Below are 18,659 nucleotides of genomic sequence, written 5' to 3'. Positions count from 1 at the left end.
TGGTGGTCAGATTTTATTTATAATCTATATGGGGATAATTTATCATGTCAAACAAAGCAATAATCTTTTTAAATAAATCATTTTTAGATATTAATAAAAAAACTTTACAAAATCTCAATGCTAGTTGTAGTGAGTATGGGCTAGAAATTATAAAAACCATTTATAACGACCATAAAAACAGTACAATCGCTCTAGATATACTTACGCAATTAATAAAAGAACAGCAACAACCGCTAACAATAATTATCGATCCAGAAACTTACCTCTTAGCTGAGAATATTTTGTCTTGTTGTTTCATCGGTACTCTCCTGAAAATACAGCTAATCAAACTCTGCATATATCAGGAAATTTATCAAGAGAAGCAACAAAAAATTAAATCTACTTTATTTTTTTATAGAGATGAAATACCGAATCTGCTTTCTGCATCAACGATACATTTAAGTCAACTGCAGAACAAAGTGAACAATTCTCACACTGAATTGATTTAGAGATCTAATAAATTGTTGTCATCATTGCGAGACGCAAAACCTGAAGCAATCCAAGAAATAAACGAACATATTTTACTGGATTGCTTCAACCATAAATGGTCTCAGCTCAGACGAAGCGATACTCAAGCAAGGCTGTTTTGTATTGTATCTTTTTCTTAACTTAATGCTTATAATTCATTGACCACTCTCATAATACTATACTATTCTCCTTGAGCTAACGAAAATCCTTTCTTACCATCAAACTCAAACAAATTTTCTACCTTAATAAAATCAATATCAGCTAAACTTAAAGCCTCAAGTAATTTAGCTATTGTTACATGCTTGATTGTCTCACCCGCTGTTTTAGCTACAAAACGACAGCACCAATGATCAGACAACAATTCAAAACGCTCATCTCGTGGCCATAACTTCAACCCCTTACAAGCTACAGTTTGTAATTCCAGACCTTGTAAGTTGATGCTTTGAATTTTAGCAGCAACATCATGAGCAGATGATACATTCATAGCAACAAAAATATCTGCTCCAACTAACACCTTAATTTCTTTGGTATTAATTGTGTAAACTTTAGTAGATTGTTCTAATTTTGGTGTTGATGAATAATCTACTGCTTTTAAGGTAGTTGGTACCTCACCTAATCTTTTAATAATTGCTGCTGCAAATTCTTGCGTTCCTACTTTTTTAGAGCTAGTTTGATCATTATAAATATCTGTAGTATGAATTCCGTCTTCTATGGTCTTTTTCCAAGCATTCTCGATAGTAGCAGCTATTTTACCTTGTCCAATATGCACTAACATCATTACTGCAGCATTTAGCAATCCTGAAGGATTAGCTATATCTTTACCTGCAATATCAGGCGCTGATCCATGCACAGCCTCAAACATTGCATAGTATTCTCCTATATTAGCACTGCCAGCAAGTCCAACTGAACCTGAAATCTCCGATGTAACATCAGAAATAATATCACCATATAAATTTGATGTTACAATCACATCAAACAAATCAGGTGCTGTTGCCAACCTTGCTGTTCCAATATCAATAATATAATGTTCAGGTTTAATTTGTGGATATTCTTTGGCAACCTCATCAAATACCTTATGGAAAATACCATCAGAAAATTTCATGATATTATCTTTACTAAAGCAAGTGACTTTTTTACGGTTATTTTTTATCGCATATTCAAAAGCATATCTAATAATTTTCTCACTACCAACGCGACTAATTAGTTTTATCGATTCATACATATTATGAGTATGACGATATTCTATTCCAGCATATAAATCTTCTTCATTCTCACGAATAATAGTTAAATCCAGTTTGGGGTGCAAGGTCTCAACAAATGGATGATAGGAGATTGAAGGACGTACATTGGCATAAAGCGACAGTGCTTTACGTAAGGTAACATTTAAGCTTTTATAACCACCACCCTGTGGAGTGGTGATTGGAGCTTTCAGCAACACTCTGGTGCGAGCTAGCGATTCCCAGGTATCTCCAGCAATACCAGAAGTATAATTCTTCTGATATAGTTTTTCTCCTATTTCAATAGCTTCAATACGTATTTTTGCTTCTGATTCCTTTAAAATGCGTAAAACCGCTTCCATAATTTCTGGACCGATACCATCGCCTCTTGCTACAGTAACTGGTGTAAATTCCGACATACTTTACCTCTAAAATAATTAAGCTATTAATAGGATAACATATGGATCTAAATTCTATAAAGTGAAATCAGATAAAACAGCAAGAGCGCAGATTATAGTGTGTCAAAGTCGTCATCTACTCCCTTAAAACTGACAATCAAAAGTATTGTAGATATCGATAGCTCCAGTTATGCTACTTTCATAACTACTAACACTACTTTTATTGAGAGTATCATCTATACTCATGATAAAATTATGATCCAGATAATTAAAAAGGTCTATATATGTTTGATCTGTCGTTATTGCTTGACTATAATGTAGACTCGCAAACTCTTCAAAGCTCGATGCCTCTATTCCCAATGTAAGGCAAGTTTCAACATACTGACCAATAAAATAAGCTATACCTTCTGCATTATAACTGGATTTATTGTAATTATCGACAATGATATGACCAAACAACTGAATCAACAACGGTAGTGTCTCTACAAACTTTATTGTTGGTGTTGTTTCTGAATATGATGCAGAATAAGGATATGCATTGTTATGAAAAAACTCATAACAAGCTGCATGCACTAATTCATGAACAATTGAACCCACAAAATTTGTTAGAGCTTTATCATCACCGGCTAGAGCTTCTTTGCTAGCTACAATATGTACTTTACCATTCGGTGTTGTTATTCCCAAACAATTACTATGACCAGCTATACCCTCTTCGAGATCCATAATATATATTTTATAATCACTAGCTCCCTCAAAAATTTTTTGCATAACTGGGTGCAAATTATAAACCTTGGTAATTTTCTCTACTATCTTCTCTATACTATTACTCATGTCACAATTAGTATGTATATTATTGATAATCTTTTGAATAACTGGAATCTCAGTTTTCGCAAGGATAGTTGGTGCATTACCTATATAATTAGGATTAGTTGCTATTAATGCCTCTTCTAATATTAATTGACACTCTGGAGAAAAATCATATTTTACTAATATCTGTTCCAACTCTGTTTGCTGTTCCAATAATTTTAAATTCAAAATTTTTAAGATATTTTCTAATGAGCTAACCGAGGTGATTGAAGTTACTAAATTTTCAATTATCTCAGGGCATTTCTTTAGCGCTTGTTTAATGGCATTTTTTGTACACATAATTTCATGAGCATTTCCCGAATCTAAATATTGCAATAATTTTTTGGTAAATGCTGGTGTTTGAAATAATGTATTAAGCAATATTTTATGTGAATTTTCTGGATTAATTAAAATGTGATTAATCATTGAAAAACAGTCAAATGCTTGCAACTGATTAATATATTGCGATTCTCTACACAATTCTTCTGTAAATTTATTTAATGATTGCTTTTTATTATGTTCTTTTAATGCTTTAATAAAAGTTATCGATAGAGATTCGAGTTTATCGATATTTTTTTTGTTTTCTTTAAATTTTTTCATTTGATTAATTTTTTTAATTACTAAGGTTATTTTAATATTTTTCTAATTAACTTTCACTTAATATTAATTATTTAATGTTCTATTAAATAATATGTAATTTTTAAGCTTTCTATAAAAACTACATTACCTTAGAAAGTATTAAGAAAAATTAGCATTATTATAATTATAATAAATATTATTACAAGTATTTTATATAATAATATATAATATATTTAGATTTGTATATAATGGTTAATAAAATTTATTGATTGGCCAAAGAAAGGAAAAGGCACTAATACTTTTATGTGTCAAAAATAATTTACTTATATGCTTTGATTATCTATCATACTTAATTATTTAGTTAATTATGATAAGCGCTATTGATTATGTGAAACTAACACGAAGCTAACTATTTCAATGTCAGAATAAAAATGTGTATACTCCTTGTAAATGAAAAATTGTCATGACTCGTCTGAGCTGAGCTGAGCGCTGTATGGCCTTATTACACAGCTAGCTAGGCTAGTACTAGTCATTGCGAGGATCCTAGGCGCGACGAAGCAACAGATAAATGGCCGAAAGCCGCTTATTTTGGATTACCACAAAGCTTACAGTGACTAAGCTCAGACGTCTTTTAGTTACTAACAACTTTTCATTTATGAAGAGTATATAAATATTTTCAAATAAAAAATTTTATGACTATTTCTACAGATTTACAACTTTTAGCCAATGATTTAAACGACAGGCAGTGTGCGGCAGTATTTCATACTGAGGGTCCGCTCCTAGTACTAGCTGGAGCAGGCACCGGTAAAACTAAAGTATTAACCACCAGAATTGCTAATATTATAAGTCAGCAATTAGCAGAGCCACAAAATATATTAGCAGTAACTTTTACTAATAAAGCTGCAAAAGAAATGCACGAACGTATTTGCGGTATGATCAACTGTTATGGTCTTAATATCGGCACTTTTCATTCGATTGCAGCAAAAATTCTCCGTAGCCATATTAGTATTTTTGACTCTAATCTAAGCACTAATTTTACTATTATTGACCAGGATGAACAAACTAAGTTAATTAAAGATATCGCAATTGTTAGTGAGATTGATATTAAAACCTATACTCCTAAATTGCTGCAAATCATTATTGCTCGCTGGAAAGACCAAGGTTTATTACCAGCTAAGGTTTCAAATAATGATCTAAAATCTGATGTACAAAAAGTAGCAAAAAATATCTATACTACCTATCAAAACCAGCTAATCGCGGCCAATGCCGTAGATTTCGGCGATCTATTACTTTATAACAATGAACTTTTTATCAATCACCCTGATCTGTTGAAATATTATCAAAACAAATTTAAATATATTTTGATTGATGAATATCAGGATACCAATGCTGTGCAATATTTATGGACTAGAATGTTAGCTTCTAATTCTAGGAATATATGCTGCGTTGGCGATGAAGATCAATCCATATATAGCTGGCGTGGAGCAGAAATAAGCAATATCATGCGTTTCTCACGCGACTGGGCTAATGCCACAGTGATTAAGCTTGAACAGAATTACCGCTCTAGTTCAGAGATCCTAGCTGCGGCATCAGGATTAATCAACAATAATAAAAATCGCCACGACAAATCATTATGGACAGAAAATAATACCGGGGAAAAAATTAAAATTATTTCCTGTTGGAATGATTTAGAAGAAGCAAGATTTGTAGTCAGCGAAACTGAAAAACTAATGTCAACTTATGGTTATCAAGCAAATCAGATCGCAATATTAGTCCGCGCCGGTTTTCAAACAAGAGCTTTTGAGGAAGCTCTGATTAATAAGCTTCTGCCATATCAGATCATTGGTGGAGTCAGATTTTATGAAAGAATGGAAATACGAGATGTCCTGGCTTATATTAGAATTACCTTAAACAATAATGATAATTTGGCTTTAGAACGTATTATTAACATTCCTAAAAGAGCGATCGGCAATATTACACTTAAAACTATCAAAGACTATGCAACAACTAATAATATTTCAATGTTGTGTGCCATTAAACAAATGCTACCACAACAAATTTTCAAAAATAAGATTCAAGAAAATTTAGAACAACTAACTACGCAAATAACTGAGTGGGCACAACGAATGCAAAATGAATCAGCAGTAACTGTGACGTCAGCAATATTGGCTGAATCTGGTTATCTTGAGATGTTAAAACAGGAAAAAACTGAGGAATCTCGCACTCGTATAGAAAATATCAACGAAATGCTCAGTGCTATAGCGGTTGCTGATAATATATATGAGTTTCTGGAACATGCTAGCTTAGTGATGTCCAATGACTCATTAGAGTCAAATTTTGGTGGAGCAATCAGTGTAATGACCCTACACGCTGCTAAAGGATTGGAATTTGAAGTTGTATTTCTACCTGGTTGGGAAGAAGGTATATTTCCTCACCAAAAATCACTGACAGAAGAAAAAGGTTTAGAGGAAGAACGACGTATAGCCTATGTTGGCATTACTAGAGCTAAAAAATTATTATATATCACCTTTGCTGAACGACGGAGAATGTATAATGAAATACTAGACTCATTACCTTCTAGGTTTTTGGCAGAAATAGCTGAAGAAGTTTGCATACGGTCAATTTCAACCAACCAATTAAATTATGTCAGTAAAAAAAGCGGTATATCACCGCCACAACCATATAAGGACAGTAAATTTAATCAACTGTCAAAACCACCAGAACCTCTTCTTACAGCCGAGCAAAATATACTACGACCAGGCTCCAAAGTTACACATATTAAATTTGGTGTTGGAGTAGTAATACGTCAAATAGATGATGTTCTAGAAGTAGTTTTTACAAATGACAAAACTATTAAAAAAATCAAGAAAGACTTTTTAAGTAATTGACATAGCTTACTGAATTATAATAATCATAATAGAGATTTTGATGATAAGATACTGATGTAAAGTATATAAAGTATAAGAGTCCGTAGTCATTTTATGAAGTTATACTGAGTTCATTTTAGCATCTCCTTTCATTATCATGAGATCATGAAACAAGTTCAGAGCATGGTTTATTTTATTAGCTAATTCCACTAGACCTCTTGCATAATCTATTCTGGTTGGTAATTTTGTTGTCAAAACGCAGTCGAAGTTCCACAGCAAACAAGAGACTGCTTTGCGGAACGGAGACAAGTTTTGTCTGAAAAATTCCGTAACCTTCTAGGTTATGCAAGAAGTCTACTGTTTCAGTTATAACTAAATTGTTAATTGACAACTCGCGTAACTTAATTCAATCTAAATGTGGAATCTAGTGGAATCTATTTGTTACTGCACTAATATAAATTTTAAGCTGTCTACAACATAAACTTGAATTACTAAACTAGGATGCTATTATTGAGGTTAAGATCTTGTATCAAGAAAATGAAAGATCTATTGGTTATATAATATACTTAAAAAGGTAATCATGGCTGAACTTAGGCTACCGCCAAACTCAAAAATACTAGAAGGAAAAATGCATGTTGGCCTTGATGCTGCAAAAACTCCGCAAAAATTAAAGATTTATAGATATGATCCTGATACAAAAGAAAATCCAAAAATGGATACATATGAAATCGACAGAGATCAATGTGGTCCGATGGTACTTGATGCTTTAATAAAAATTAAAAATGAGCTAGATTCAACTTTAAGTTTTAGACGTTCATGCCGTGAAGGTATATGCGGCAGTTGTGCTATGAATATAGATGGTACAAATACGTTAGCTTGCATTAAGCCAATAGATTCGATTCAAGGAGATATTAAAATTTATCCATTACCACATATGCAAGTTATCAAAGACTTGATACCCGATATGACGCATTTTTATGCTCAATACGAATCCATCCAACCATGGCTTAAAACTGATAGTCCAAAACCAGCAGGAAGTGAACAATTACAATCTCCGGAGGATCGCGAGAAATTGGATGGGTTATATGAATGTATATTGTGTGCCTGCTGTTCTACCTCGTGCCCAAGCTATTGGTGGAATAGTGAAAAATATCTAGGTCCGGCAGTATTATTACAAGCATATAGATGGATTGCTGATTCTAGAGATGAATACACAGGTGAACGTCTGGATGATCTAGAAGATCCATTCAAATTATATCGCTGTCATACTATTATGAATTGTACAAAAACCTGTCCTAAGGGACTAAATCCGGCAAAAGCCATTTCAGAAATCAAAAAATTAATGGTTCAACGCCAAGGTGCTTAGAATGAAAAAAGTTCATCAATCTAATAATAAAACAGAAAACACTGAAGGTTTATCAAATAACAATGGTACAGTGTCGGGGACAGTATTGTCATCATATACCTACCAAATAAAATCACTAGCACAAATACAAGAACAACTAAGCAAATTCTACAATTATGAAACTGTAATACTTGGACAAGCATCAGAAAAATCAGATGCAGATCTCGCTAATGCTAAGCTTGGTGAAGAAATATAAGCTTAATGCTAGAATATATAATAGTTACAGTTTTTGGATTACTTATCGGTAATTTTGCTACGACCATATTTTATCGTTTACCACGTAATATTACTATTTGCGGTATTAATCAAAACTGCGATCAGCCTCCCTTCTGTTCTTATTGTCGTCATTTACTTAAGCCTCATGAATACTTACCATTGTTAAGCTGGTTTAGTACATTTGGGAAATGTAACTACTGTAATTCTAATATTCCAACTCAATATTTTATTTTAGAAATCAGCGCAGTCATTCTTTCCAATAGCTGCTTTTATTTATTTAATGGAATTACCGATTTATATATATTGATATTTGGCTTTGGAGTCAGTTGCTTATTGAATATACTTATTTATCGCGAACATAAGGCTATACCACAAATAATTACAATATCTATGTTATTTTGGGGCGCTATTTACCGCACTTTAACTGAACAAACCATTATATTATGGTTATCAACTATATCTATTGCTTTTATTATTAGTTTATTTTTATTAAATAGTAAATTTAATGACACTTTTCGTTCTAAATGTATAATTAATATATTAATGTTAACCAGCGTTTGGTGCTCCCAGGAAGACTTAACGTTGTATATGCTAATTATTACAATGTTATGTATTTTATGGAGTTTTTGGAAACAATTGGACTTATATTCATTAAGTATTCTCACTCTCTTCTGTATCACAATATCAGATGCTATTTTATTTCTGAATCAAACATAATGGAAAAGTACATTAGATCTCCTGTATAACCTAGAAGGTTACAGAATTTTTCAGACAAAAATGCAGCCGAGGATCGCAAGTGTCTTTGAGTATATAAGAACCTGAGTCAAATTTTGACGACAAAATTATAAACCAGCTATAGTTGTACAAGAGGTCTAATGAATAATAAATATTATATTACTACCCCAATATACTATGTCAATGACGTACCTCATATAGGTCATGCTTATACTACTATTGCAGCAGATGTTATTGCAAGATTTAAGCGCTTAAGCGGTTTTGACGTAATGTTTTTGACCGGCACTGACGAACATGGTCAGAAAGTTGAAAAATCTGCAGCTAAGGCTGGGCTTGATCCACAAAGCTTTACCGATCAAACCTCGGCAAGTTTTTATAAATTAATGACAGTAATGAATATTTCTAATGATGATTTTATTAGAACCACCTCACCTCGACATCAAGAAAGTGTTAAGAAATTCTGGCAACGATTAAAAGATAGCGGTAATATTTATCTAGGAACATATGATGGTTGGTATTCAGTTCGTGATGAAGCATTTTATGATCAAACAGAGCTAACTGCTGAAGGCAAGGCTCCGACAGGTGCTGATGTTGAGTGGGTAAGTGAGCCAAGTTATTTTTTTGCTTTATCCAAATGGCAAGATCAATTATTAGCATTTTATGAAGCTAATCCTGATTTTATCAGACCATTATCTAAACGTAACGAGGTCATCAATTTTGTTAATAGCGGCTTACAAGACTTATCAGTATCTCGTACTAGCTTCAGTTGGGGAATAAAAGTACCTAATGATGAAAAACACGTAATCTACGTCTGGCTTGATGCGCTCATTAATTATATTTCAGCACTTGGATATCCCGAGGATCAGGAAGGCAAATATCATAAATATTGGCCGGCAGATGCTCACATAGTAGGTAAGGATATTTTACGGTTTCATGCTATATATTGGCCGGCATTCTTAATGGCAGCTGGATTAGAACCGCCAAAATCTATTATGGCTCATGGATGGTGGACTAATCAGGGACAAAAAATTTCAAAATCTATTGGTAACGTCATTGACCCTTTCAAGCTTAGCAATGAATTTGGTGTCGATCAAGTAAGGTATTTTTTAATGCGCGAAATTACCTTTGGCGCTGATGGTAATTATTCACCGGAGAATCTAATTAACAGAGTCAATAGTGAACTGGCTAATAAAATAGGAAATTTAATGCAGCGTACTAGTAGCTTGGTACATAAATATATGGCAGGCAAAGTTCCCGAGATTGACTCAAATCAACTTGAACAAGCCTATAATTTACCCCTTCTGGTAATGGCAGCACAGATGCCTCAGTCTAACGCAATATTAATGGCATCACTTGAAATAAATAATGTCTTAAATAATATAATAATTCTTAGTGAACAAGCAAATATTTACATTGATAAACAAGCCCCGTGGAAACTAGTTCTTACGGATATTAATCAAACAAAACTAGTATTATTTGTATTACTTGAGACCTTAAGATTTATTGCTATTATGTTACAACCATTTACTCCATGGTCAGCTAACATAATGCTTAATCAATTAGGAATTCCCTCTTCGCAAAGAAGCTTTACTTACCTAAATAAAAATTATGCGATTGCCTCTAGTAGTGAGTTATTACCTCCAACACCTGTTTTTCCTAGAATAGGATAATATCTTGCTAAACTTAGTTAAGGTAACTTTACTTGACAACTAAAAAACCCATATATACACTATAGAGGTATTAACAAAGTTATCAGAGTAATATTATATGAGTAAAAGATCCATAATTTTTATAGCGTCATTATTATTTTTGTTTGGCTGCAGCAACACAACAAAGCCACTAGTCAAAGAAGAAATTGTTAAGCAAAAAGCTGATCCAAAAGATTCTATAAGTTATAATGTTGATAGTATTAATCGTGGAGTAGCTCAAAGAGTTCCACGGTTTTAGTTAGCATTTGGCTATTGCTTCTTCTGAAAACCAGAATGTTAGAGGCTGTCAGATCAGTAGATATAATAGAGGAATTTTTAGAAAAAACGAAGACGAGCACCGCAAGCAGTCTCTTGTTTGTTGCGGAGCTTCGCCTGCGTTTTGAGTGAGCAAAATTACCACTTAGATCTACTGATCTGACAGCCTCTTAGACTACCGCAATTTTTTCATGATTAATCATACTCACGTGAATCACTGATTTTGTATTTGACTCAAGCAAATTTATGACGAAATTATATATTAGTAAAAAATTATTGGCGGCTATAAGTAAGATATCCTAAATATTACATGTAAATTAAACGGTACTATCAACTGTGATAAGACCGGGAGTTATGCTCATGTTAACTATACCAATAATGTGTACTAAAAAATTGCATTTAAGAATATAATAATTAAATTGAGGAAATTATGATAAGAGTTGCTGTAGTAATTTCAGGCTGTGGTGCTTTGGATGGAGCCGAAATTTTTGAGACAGTATTTACGTTACTTGAGCTAGATAAAAATAATGTAGATACTAAGATTTTTGCTCCAGATCAAAAACAACATTCTGTCATCAACCACTTAACTAAAGAAGAAGTTGCTGAAGAGCGGAATGTACTTGTTGAATCGGCACGTATTGCTCGTGGAAAAATTGAAGCACTAAATAAATTGCAGGTACAAGATTTTGATGCTCTAATATTGCCAGGCGGCTTTGGAGCAGCAACAAATTTATCTGATTTAGCCTTTAAAAATGAAAACGTTACAGTAATCGAAGACTTGAAAAAGATCATTATCGAGTTTCATAGATCATCAAAACCTATTGGAGGAATATGTATTGCCCCTGCGATTTTAGCAGCAGTATTAAAAAATCATGCTAAAATTAGAATTACTCTTGGTGACAAAAATGAACTTATTACTAAATTGGATGCAATAGAGGAAATTTGTTTAGCTGAAGATATAGTTATAGATAAAGAAAATAAACTAGTCACTACTCCTGCTTTTATGTTAAACGCCTCGGCAACTCAAATACATAGGGGAATTAGTAAGTTAGTTAATAAAATCCTTAAGATGCATAATAACACTATTGTTGAATGAAGGCAAAACATCAGTAGAGAACGTTCAACAAACCATACGCGTCAAGTTAAGGAAATAAAGTGATAATTAACCCATCTTGCTTGAGACCATTTATAATCGAAGTAATCCAATATCATTTCGAAAACAAACCACTACACTTACCCTGGTGAATTACAAAAGTTTGTTATTATTAATTGAAGCTAAACTTAAATCAAATAAGATTAGAAGTATAATATGGGAGATAAGATTATATGATTGATATTTCTTGGTTGGAAATATCTATGGACGAGTTAAAGCAATGTATTAATACTAATAATTATAATGGGTTAAGTACCAATGAAGCCAAAGAGCTAGTTCAGAGATTTGGTTCTAATATAATTAAAAGCTCCAAAAAATATACATTGATTATTCAGTTTTTATCGCGTTTTAAGAATCCATTAATACTACTATTATTAGTAGTTGGAGTTATCTCTCTATATTTAAAAGACACTCCTAGTTTTATTGTTATTTCCTTAATTACACTTGTAAGTGTAACTCTTGATTTTTATCAGGAATACAAAGCTTTTAATACTATTGAATCCTTAAAAAAACTTGTTGCTTTAAAGTGTACAGTAATCAGAGACAATGAAAAGCAAGAAATTTATGCTGATCAATTGGTGCCAGGAGATATTATTTTATTGGCTGCAGGAGATATCATACCTGCGGATTGTAGAGTAATTGAGTCAAAGAATTTATCGGTAAATAAATCTACTTTTACAGGAGAAGCATATGATTTAGACCTTAATTATAATAACAATACTATAAATTTTGCTGATATGTTATTTATGAGTAGTGTTGCTATATCAGGTACAGCCAAGGCAATAGTATGTCGTATAGGACTTGATACAGAATTTGGAAAAATAGCCCGGACCGTTGCTTCTAGGACTCATACTACAGCATTTGAGATTGGGATAAAAGATTTAGGGCTGTTTTTAATGCGTATTAGTACTTTGTGTACTCTATTAGTATTATTGGTTAACTTCATTCTTCATAAAACACTCCTGGAATCATTTATCTTTGCTATTGCCTTGGCTGTTGGCCTTACTCCTGAATTATTACCAATGATTTCAACTGTTACCATGGCTGTAGGAGTAAGAAATATGGCTAAAGAGCAAATGATAGTTAAGAAATTAATAGCCATGCAAAATATAGGAAGTATGAATATATTATGTACTGATAAAACCGGTACTTTAACTGAAGGAGCAGTTAAATTAAAAGAATATGTTACATTTGATGGAGTGAGTAATGAAGAGGTTATGAAGTTTGCCTATTTAAATAGCTACTTTCAACAAGGTCATAATTCATTGGATAAATCTATAATATCACATAAAACATTCGATGTAAGTCATTACCAGAAAATTGATGAACTGCCATTTGATTTTGAAAGAAGAAAATTATCAGTTATAGTAGAAAATAATAAAGAAAGAATGCTTGTTACGAAAGGTAGCCCGGAAACCGTAATTACTAGCTGTAATTATTATAAGGTATCAGATGAGGTAAGAGTTATAGATCAAAAAGCTAAACAGCAATTGCAAAATAGTTATAGAGATTATTTCAGACGAGGTTATAGGACTTTAGCAATAGCATATAAAATAATAGATAACTTAAAAAATGAATACACTATAGCAGATGAAAATGAGCTTATTTTTGCAGGGCTAATAACTTTTGTTGATTCACCAAAATCCACTGCTAAACCAGCTTTAGGTTTGTTGCGTGAAAATGGCATTCAGATAAAAGTTATAACTGGTGATAGTGAGCTAGTGGCAAGAGATGTATGCGACAAGCTTGATCTTAAAATTGATTTGTCGTTAAGCGGCGCTGAAATTCAAGCCTTGGATGACGCTACACTTAGTGCCAAAATAGAATATGTTAATTTATTTTATATGATATCGCCAACGCAAAAAAGCCGGATTATTCTCTCACTTAAGGAACGTGGGAATGTAGTTGGTTATTTGGGAGACGGTATCAACGATGCTCCTTCACTGCATATAGCAGATGTAGGCATAGCGGTAGCAGGAGCAGTAGACATAGCTAAAGAATCTGCAGATATAATAATGCTTGATGATAACCTTAATGGAATATACAAAGCAGTGATTATTGGTAGAAAAACGTTTGCTAATATTATGAAATATATAATGATGGTTACCAGTTCAAATTTTGGTAATATGATTAGCATGGCTTTAGCTGCCCCATTCCTTCCATTTCTACCTATGCTACCACTACAGCTTCTTATTAATAACCTTTTATACGACATCTCGGAAATTCCTCTCCCTTTTGATAACGTTGAAGAAGATTATCTAAAAAAACCACATCAGCTTAAAATAAAACCAATATATAAATTTATGTTGATTTTTGGTTCTCTAAGCTCAATTTTTGACTTAATTACTTTCTATGTTTTGTTTTATGTATTCAAGGTTGAACCAGAACTTTTTAGAACTATTTGGTTCTTACAATCTATTGTTTCTCAAATATTAGTAATATTTATACTAAGAACAAAAAATGATTTACTTAGTTCTAAACCTTCATTGGCTTTAATTCTAGTTGCAATACTAGTAATTATTCTGGCTTTTATTTTAACTTGCGCTCCATTTGCTAAGTACCTTGGTTTTGTAACTATAAATAACTATTTATTATCATTTATTGTAGGAGTGGTGAGTACGTACCTTTTTATTGTTCAAATAATAAAAATAAAATTTCTAAGAAAACATCCCTTGTTTTAATTTTAGCTACCAACTGATTGTGATCTTGCACTAATTTTCCGGACACTGAATTATGCGATTGACAATAAATTTTGTTCAAATAATACAGGTATGTTGTAAGCGATAGTAGAGTGTCTACGTTTTGTATGATTCATAGAGATTGTATGGTGGTTCCTTTTGTCTAGACAAAAGGAACCACCATAGTAAGTAAGTTCCTCACAGTTTTTATATAGACTTTTTAGTCTTACCTCTCTTGATAACCCGTACTAAATAGTGTATAATACTTCATTATATAGACTATGAGGTATAGACAATGTTATCTAGTTACATTCCATTATGTGATGCTATTGTGCGGCTTATGGATCCTTTGATTGAAGTCGTCATCCATGATATCAATCAAAACAGTATTACTTATATTAATGGCAAGCTTTCTAAGCGCAAAGTAGGTGATGCAAGTTTGCTAGATGCAGATGAGCTAAAGCATATAGATCAAATAGTCTATCCTAAGGTTAATTTTGATGGACGGCTTATCAAATCTATTTCAGTGTTACTTGAAGAAAAATGGATGCTTTGCATCAATTGCGATGTTTCAATATTTAACAAGATGCAGGATTTAAGTAGCGCATTACTACAGATGTGCAATCAACCTCAGTCTCTTTTTGCTAATGACTGGCAGGAAAAATTGCACATCAGTATTCATGGCTTTCTACAAAATAATAACCTTTCATTTGATCACTTGTCCCAAAATGACAAGAAGGCTCTTGTAAAGCATTTATTTGAGCTTGGTGCATTTAGTGAGAAAAATGCAGCAGATTATGTAGCAAAAGTCCTAGGGTTAGGCAGAGCTACCATATTTAAATATTTAAAAGAATGGAGGAATAAATGAATGTTTTTAAATTAGAGGAGTACCTGGCTCGTTATGAGTTTTCAGCGAAGTATCTGCTGTGTTGTTCTGATGCAGAGAGTTTTGCAATGTCCGAGATTATAGCTATGGCAGATGCGCAAGAGCGGGATCTATGGAATCATCTACGTCTTGGCTATACTGAGGCTCCTGGCCTTCCAGTCTTACGCGAAACTGTAGCGCAGGAATTATATAATGAGTTTAACGCGGAAAATATATTGATGTTTGCAGGTGCTGAAGAAGGTATATTTTGCGCTCTAAATGCTATAATTGAAGAAGGCGATCACGTTATTGTTTTAACACCTTGCTATCAGTCATTACTTGAAATCCCCAAATCCAAGGGTGTCAATATTACAGCAATACAGCTGAAAGAAGAAAATGCTTGGCGAATTGACTTACACGCTACCTACGATGCAATAAAACCAAATACAAAGTGTATTATCATTAATTTTCCGCATAATCCTACTGGCCAAGTGATAGAAGAGGAAGAGCTAAAAAGGCTTATAGATATATGCCAAGCTAAAGGTATTTGGCTATTTTCCGATGAGGTTTATAGGCTGCTTGGTGCTCCAAATAATCCATTGGCATCTCCTGCTGCATGCATCTATGATAAAGCTTTATCTCTTGGTGTTATGAGTAAGGCATTTGGTATGGCAGGCCTCAGGATTGGTTGGATTGCATCCCAAGATAAAGCGATACTCAAAAAAATAGAACAAATGAAGCACTATACTTCTATCTGTAATAGTGCGCCTGCTGAAATTTTGAGCCTGATTTCACTTAAATCTAAAAAAACAATTTTAGAGCGTAATAACAGAATTGTTGCTGATAACCTCAAACTTCTCGACCAATTTTTCTTAGAATACAGCAATCTTTTTGAATGGGTTCGCCCACAAGGAGGATGTATTGGCTTTGTGAAATATAAAAGCAAAGATTCTATTGAATCTTTCTGTGAACGATTAGTAAATAAGCAAAACGTGCTTCTAATGCCTGCATCTATATATGATTATCAGAGTAACCATTTCCGTATAGGATTTGGTAGGAAAAACATGCTGGAATGTCTTGATCAGTTAAAAGAATTTTTGCATCATGAAAATATTTAACCTTGATCAGATCCAAAACAGCATCAGCATAGCGCGCGATCTTGAAGAACTAATCAATTCTCAAAAAACTGCTTTTATGGATTATTCTGCCGGTTTGTATGATGTGCCTTTGCCTATGCAGTTTATTTTTCTGCAAGAAGAAAGTGATTGTCATATTAAAGGTGGTTATAGGCAAGGCAGTTCAAATTTTGCGATCAAAATAGCTGGCAGTAGTAAATTCGGTAATAATGGGACGATGCTCATCTTTTATGTAGCCAGTTGTGAGCTGAAGGCTATACTGCAAGATAAAGGTTATTTAACAACTCTCAGAACGGCAATTGCAGGGATTATTATACTCGATCTAATTCCGTGGAAGGCTCAAAATATTGGAATTATTGGTGGCGGTAATCTGGCCAAACAGTTATATGAATTGTTAATAATAAAATACTCTCAAGTCAACGTTATGCTCTATGCACGCAATAAAGCTAAAGCTTTAGCTATTGGTGAGTTTGCATGCAACAGTGCAGAAGATTTAATAGCAAAATGCGATGTAGTTTTTACGACTACCGCCTCTCTCGAGCTTATCATTCACACTATTCCAGAAAGCAAAAATAAAGCGATTATTGGGCTTGGTAGCGATGATGAACATAAAAGTGAGATATCGCTACAGCTTTTCTCTGAAGCTGATATAGTGATTGTTGATAGCAAAATGCAAGCGGCAAAATTTGGTGATGTTTCCAGGGCATTAAAAGCAGGTATTGTTCCTAAAGATGCGCTGATGGAGCTAGGCGCAGTACTAAAATCAGGTATTGCTGAAAATGCCAAAATAATAATTGCAGATTTTTCCGGTATTGGGGCACAGGACGTAGCTATGGCAGAATTCGTATTGTCTAGGCTTTGATTTCTTCTTTCTGCTCTTTAGATAGCCTTTCCATAGCGTACCTTAGCATGGTTTTAGGCATTTGTTTTGCGTGATCACAAAGAAACGAGATTAATCGAGCCTCATCTTTTTTGCCTGCTTCGCGGAGCATCCAGCCCACAGCTTTATGGATCAAATCGTGTGAATCATTTTGTAATAATTTGGCTATCTTAAACGTCCATTCTAAATCAGATTGACGGATAAAATACCAGGTTGAGACAATTGCTATTCTGCGCTCCCATAAGTTTTGAGACGCTGCTAATTCTTCAAGGACATCACGATCTCGCTCAAAAAGATGCGCCCCTATAATAAGATGCGCAGAACTATCCACCAAATTCCAATTATTGATATGGCGTATATTGGTTCCATAAAATTGATAGATTTCTTCTTTTTGGGCTAGGGCTCCAGACTTGTATTGCGCAGCTAAAATAATAAGCGCTAATAATCTTTCTTCATTGATTTTTGATTGTATCAAAAGACCTAAATCTTCCAGGGTTACATATAAAAAACTTTTTGCAATTTTTCGTAAAGTAGGTACCGTCACGCCTATAAAGCTATCGTGCTCAGCATAACTTCTTGGGCTTGTTTTAAAGTAAATTGATACTTTTTCTGGAGTTGAATCAATAGAGGCGTGTAACGTTTTCTTCAAATTTTGTATTGCATTAGACATGGCTTGCCTCATGCTCAAGCAACCATTTTTTGCGTGTGATACCACCTCCGTATCCGCCAAGATCACCATTGCTATTGATGATGCGGTGACATGGTATGATAATCGCCAGTTGATTGGCACCATTAGCATTTGCAACAGCGCGATAAGCTCTATTTTTGCCAATAGATGCTGCTTGCGCCATATAACTTCGTGTGTTTCCATAAGGAATGCGCATGAGTTCCTCCCAAACGCTCCTTTGAAAGGAGCTACCCAGAAGATTTAGCGGTGTTTTGAATACTTTAAGCTTTCCATCGAAATAAAACTCCAGTTCAAGTCTAATGGAGTTGATTGGGTCAGTAACGCCCGGGATAATAGCTACTTTTGTTTTGAGTCTAAGCCTTTCAACCTCACGCTCTAAACCGCGCCGGTCGATAAATTCTAAAAGGTAAAGACCGGCATCATCTGCAATTGCAATCATAGGGCCAAGCTTTGTATCAAGCCAAGATGCCTTGAGTATTTTATTGTGTTGGGTAAATTTTGTAGGTGCAGCTCCCATAATTTTAG

General features: G+C 33.6%; 16 protein-coding genes. 12 read left to right on the top strand and 4 right to left on the bottom strand.

The genetic code is table 11. The features are described 5' to 3' along the window. The first annotated feature begins 44 nt into the window (after positions 1–44). Entirely contained in the window at positions 45–488 is a 444-nt protein-coding gene (locus Trichorick_RS06665; RefSeq protein WP_323738215.1) for a hypothetical protein, read from the top strand. A 200-nt stretch (positions 489–688) separates the two neighbouring features. Here Trichorick_RS06665 and Trichorick_RS06660 read toward each other — a convergent pair whose 3' ends face one another. Both Trichorick_RS06660 and Trichorick_RS06655 read right to left on the bottom strand, forming a co-directional pair. Continuing rightward, positions 689–2,143, bottom strand: a complete 1,455-nt coding sequence (locus Trichorick_RS06660) for an NADP-dependent isocitrate dehydrogenase (RefSeq protein ID WP_323738214.1) — start codon at positions 2,141–2,143, stop codon at positions 689–691. A gap of 123 nt (positions 2,144–2,266) precedes the next feature. Next, on the bottom strand, positions 2,267–3,568 hold the full coding sequence (locus tag Trichorick_RS06655; RefSeq protein ID WP_323738213.1) for a hypothetical protein: 1,302 nt from the start codon (positions 3,566–3,568) through the stop codon (positions 2,267–2,269). 671 nt (positions 3,569–4,239) lie between these two features. On the opposite strand from Trichorick_RS06655, the gene Trichorick_RS06650 reads away from it, so the two are divergent. From Trichorick_RS06650 to Trichorick_RS06600, 11 genes are all read left to right on the top strand, one after another. Next, entirely contained in the window at positions 4,240–6,435 is a 2,196-nt protein-coding gene (locus tag Trichorick_RS06650) for a UvrD-helicase domain-containing protein (RefSeq protein ID WP_323738212.1), read from the top strand. A 559-nt stretch (positions 6,436–6,994) separates the two neighbouring features. Then, positions 6,995–7,780, top strand: coding sequence for a succinate dehydrogenase iron-sulfur subunit (locus tag Trichorick_RS06645; RefSeq protein ID WP_323738211.1), 786 nt, complete (start codon positions 6,995–6,997; stop codon positions 7,778–7,780). Between the two features lies 1 nt (position 7,781). Continuing rightward, positions 7,782–8,015: a hypothetical protein gene (locus tag Trichorick_RS06640; protein ID WP_323738210.1), complete on the top strand. Its 234-nt coding sequence runs from the start codon at positions 7,782–7,784 to the stop codon at positions 8,013–8,015. A 5-nt stretch (positions 8,016–8,020) separates the two neighbouring features. Beyond that, positions 8,021–8,752 (top strand): prepilin peptidase, encoded by a 732-nt coding sequence (locus Trichorick_RS06635; protein WP_323738209.1) that lies wholly within the window; start codon positions 8,021–8,023, stop codon positions 8,750–8,752. A 158-nt stretch (positions 8,753–8,910) separates the two neighbouring features. Next, positions 8,911–10,440: a methionine--tRNA ligase gene (gene metG, locus Trichorick_RS06630; protein WP_323738208.1), complete on the top strand. Its 1,530-nt coding sequence runs from the start codon at positions 8,911–8,913 to the stop codon at positions 10,438–10,440. Positions 10,441–10,537: 97 nt separating this feature from the next. Then, a complete protein-coding gene (locus tag Trichorick_RS06625; protein ID WP_323738207.1) occupies positions 10,538–10,717 on the top strand; it encodes a hypothetical protein in 180 nt (59 codons plus the stop codon). Between the two features lie 447 nt (positions 10,718–11,164). After that, positions 11,165–11,830, top strand: coding sequence for an isoprenoid biosynthesis glyoxalase ElbB (gene elbB / locus Trichorick_RS06620; RefSeq protein ID WP_323738206.1), 666 nt, complete (start codon positions 11,165–11,167; stop codon positions 11,828–11,830). Between the two features lie 230 nt (positions 11,831–12,060). Next, a complete protein-coding gene (gene mgtA, locus Trichorick_RS06615) occupies positions 12,061–14,568 on the top strand; it encodes a magnesium-translocating P-type ATPase (protein WP_323738205.1) in 2,508 nt (835 codons plus the stop codon). A gap of 292 nt (positions 14,569–14,860) precedes the next feature. Then, entirely contained in the window at positions 14,861–15,433 is a 573-nt protein-coding gene (locus tag Trichorick_RS06610) for a helix-turn-helix transcriptional regulator (protein ID WP_323738204.1), read from the top strand. Beyond that, the gene (locus tag Trichorick_RS06605; protein ID WP_323738203.1) at positions 15,430–16,548 is read left to right on the top strand and encodes an aminotransferase class I/II-fold pyridoxal phosphate-dependent enzyme; all 1,119 of its coding nucleotides are present in this window, start codon (positions 15,430–15,432) and stop codon (positions 16,546–16,548) included. The genes Trichorick_RS06610 and Trichorick_RS06605 overlap by 4 nt, the downstream gene beginning before the upstream one ends. Further along, the gene (locus Trichorick_RS06600) at positions 16,535–17,428 is read left to right on the top strand and encodes a Rossmann-fold NAD(P)-binding domain-containing protein (RefSeq protein WP_323738202.1); all 894 of its coding nucleotides are present in this window, start codon (positions 16,535–16,537) and stop codon (positions 17,426–17,428) included. The genes Trichorick_RS06605 and Trichorick_RS06600 overlap by 14 nt, the downstream gene beginning before the upstream one ends. Here the strand turns inward: Trichorick_RS06600 and Trichorick_RS06595 are convergent. Together Trichorick_RS06595 and Trichorick_RS06590 are read right to left on the bottom strand one after the other, a co-directional pair. Further along, positions 17,418–18,116, bottom strand: a complete 699-nt coding sequence (locus Trichorick_RS06595) for a DNA alkylation repair protein (RefSeq protein ID WP_323738201.1) — start codon at positions 18,114–18,116, stop codon at positions 17,418–17,420. The two genes, Trichorick_RS06600 and Trichorick_RS06595, sit on opposite strands and share 11 nt — an antisense overlap. Next, positions 18,109–18,651, bottom strand: coding sequence for a methylated-DNA--[protein]-cysteine S-methyltransferase (locus Trichorick_RS06590; RefSeq protein WP_323738894.1), 543 nt, complete (start codon positions 18,649–18,651; stop codon positions 18,109–18,111). Before Trichorick_RS06590 ends, Trichorick_RS06595 begins: the two co-directional genes overlap by 8 nt. Between the last annotated feature and the right edge of the window lie 8 nt (positions 18,652–18,659).

This window comes from Candidatus Trichorickettsia mobilis (assembly GCF_034366785.1).
Lineage (GTDB): Bacteria > Pseudomonadota > Alphaproteobacteria > Rickettsiales > Rickettsiaceae > Trichorickettsia > Trichorickettsia mobilis_A.
Note: the sequence above shows the minus strand (reverse complement) of the source record. Positions and strands in the feature narration are given on the sequence as shown.

Excerpts from the sequence above, each read along its gene's own strand:
- elbB (WP_323738206.1), top strand. The coding sequence starts at position 11,165 with ATGATAAGAGTTGCTGTAGTAATTTCAGGCTGTGGTGCTTTGGATGGA.
- metG (WP_323738208.1), top strand. The coding sequence starts at position 8,911 with ATGAATAATAAATATTATATTACTACCCCAATATACTATGTCAATGAC.
- mgtA (WP_323738205.1), top strand. The coding sequence starts at position 12,061 with ATGATTGATATTTCTTGGTTGGAAATATCTATGGACGAGTTAAAGCAA.
- Trichorick_RS06590 (WP_323738894.1), bottom strand. The coding sequence starts at position 18,651 with ATGGGAGCTGCACCTACAAAATTTACCCAACACAATAAAATACTCAAG.
- Trichorick_RS06605 (WP_323738203.1), top strand. The coding sequence starts at position 15,430 with ATGAATGTTTTTAAATTAGAGGAGTACCTGGCTCGTTATGAGTTTTCA.
- Trichorick_RS06640 (WP_323738210.1), top strand. The coding sequence starts at position 7,782 with ATGAAAAAAGTTCATCAATCTAATAATAAAACAGAAAACACTGAAGGT.
- Trichorick_RS06625 (WP_323738207.1), top strand. The coding sequence starts at position 10,538 with ATGAGTAAAAGATCCATAATTTTTATAGCGTCATTATTATTTTTGTTT.
- Trichorick_RS06665 (WP_323738215.1), top strand. The coding sequence starts at position 45 with ATGTCAAACAAAGCAATAATCTTTTTAAATAAATCATTTTTAGATATT.
- Trichorick_RS06635 (WP_323738209.1), top strand. The coding sequence starts at position 8,021 with ATGCTAGAATATATAATAGTTACAGTTTTTGGATTACTTATCGGTAAT.
- Trichorick_RS06655 (WP_323738213.1), bottom strand. The coding sequence starts at position 3,568 with ATGAAAAAATTTAAAGAAAACAAAAAAAATATCGATAAACTCGAATCT.
- Trichorick_RS06645 (WP_323738211.1), top strand. The coding sequence starts at position 6,995 with ATGGCTGAACTTAGGCTACCGCCAAACTCAAAAATACTAGAAGGAAAA.
- Trichorick_RS06600 (WP_323738202.1), top strand. The coding sequence starts at position 16,535 with ATGAAAATATTTAACCTTGATCAGATCCAAAACAGCATCAGCATAGCG.
- Trichorick_RS06595 (WP_323738201.1), bottom strand. The coding sequence starts at position 18,116 with ATGTCTAATGCAATACAAAATTTGAAGAAAACGTTACACGCCTCTATT.
- Trichorick_RS06660 (WP_323738214.1), bottom strand. The coding sequence starts at position 2,143 with ATGTCGGAATTTACACCAGTTACTGTAGCAAGAGGCGATGGTATCGGT.
- Trichorick_RS06610 (WP_323738204.1), top strand. The coding sequence starts at position 14,861 with ATGTTATCTAGTTACATTCCATTATGTGATGCTATTGTGCGGCTTATG.
- Trichorick_RS06650 (WP_323738212.1), top strand. The coding sequence starts at position 4,240 with ATGACTATTTCTACAGATTTACAACTTTTAGCCAATGATTTAAACGAC.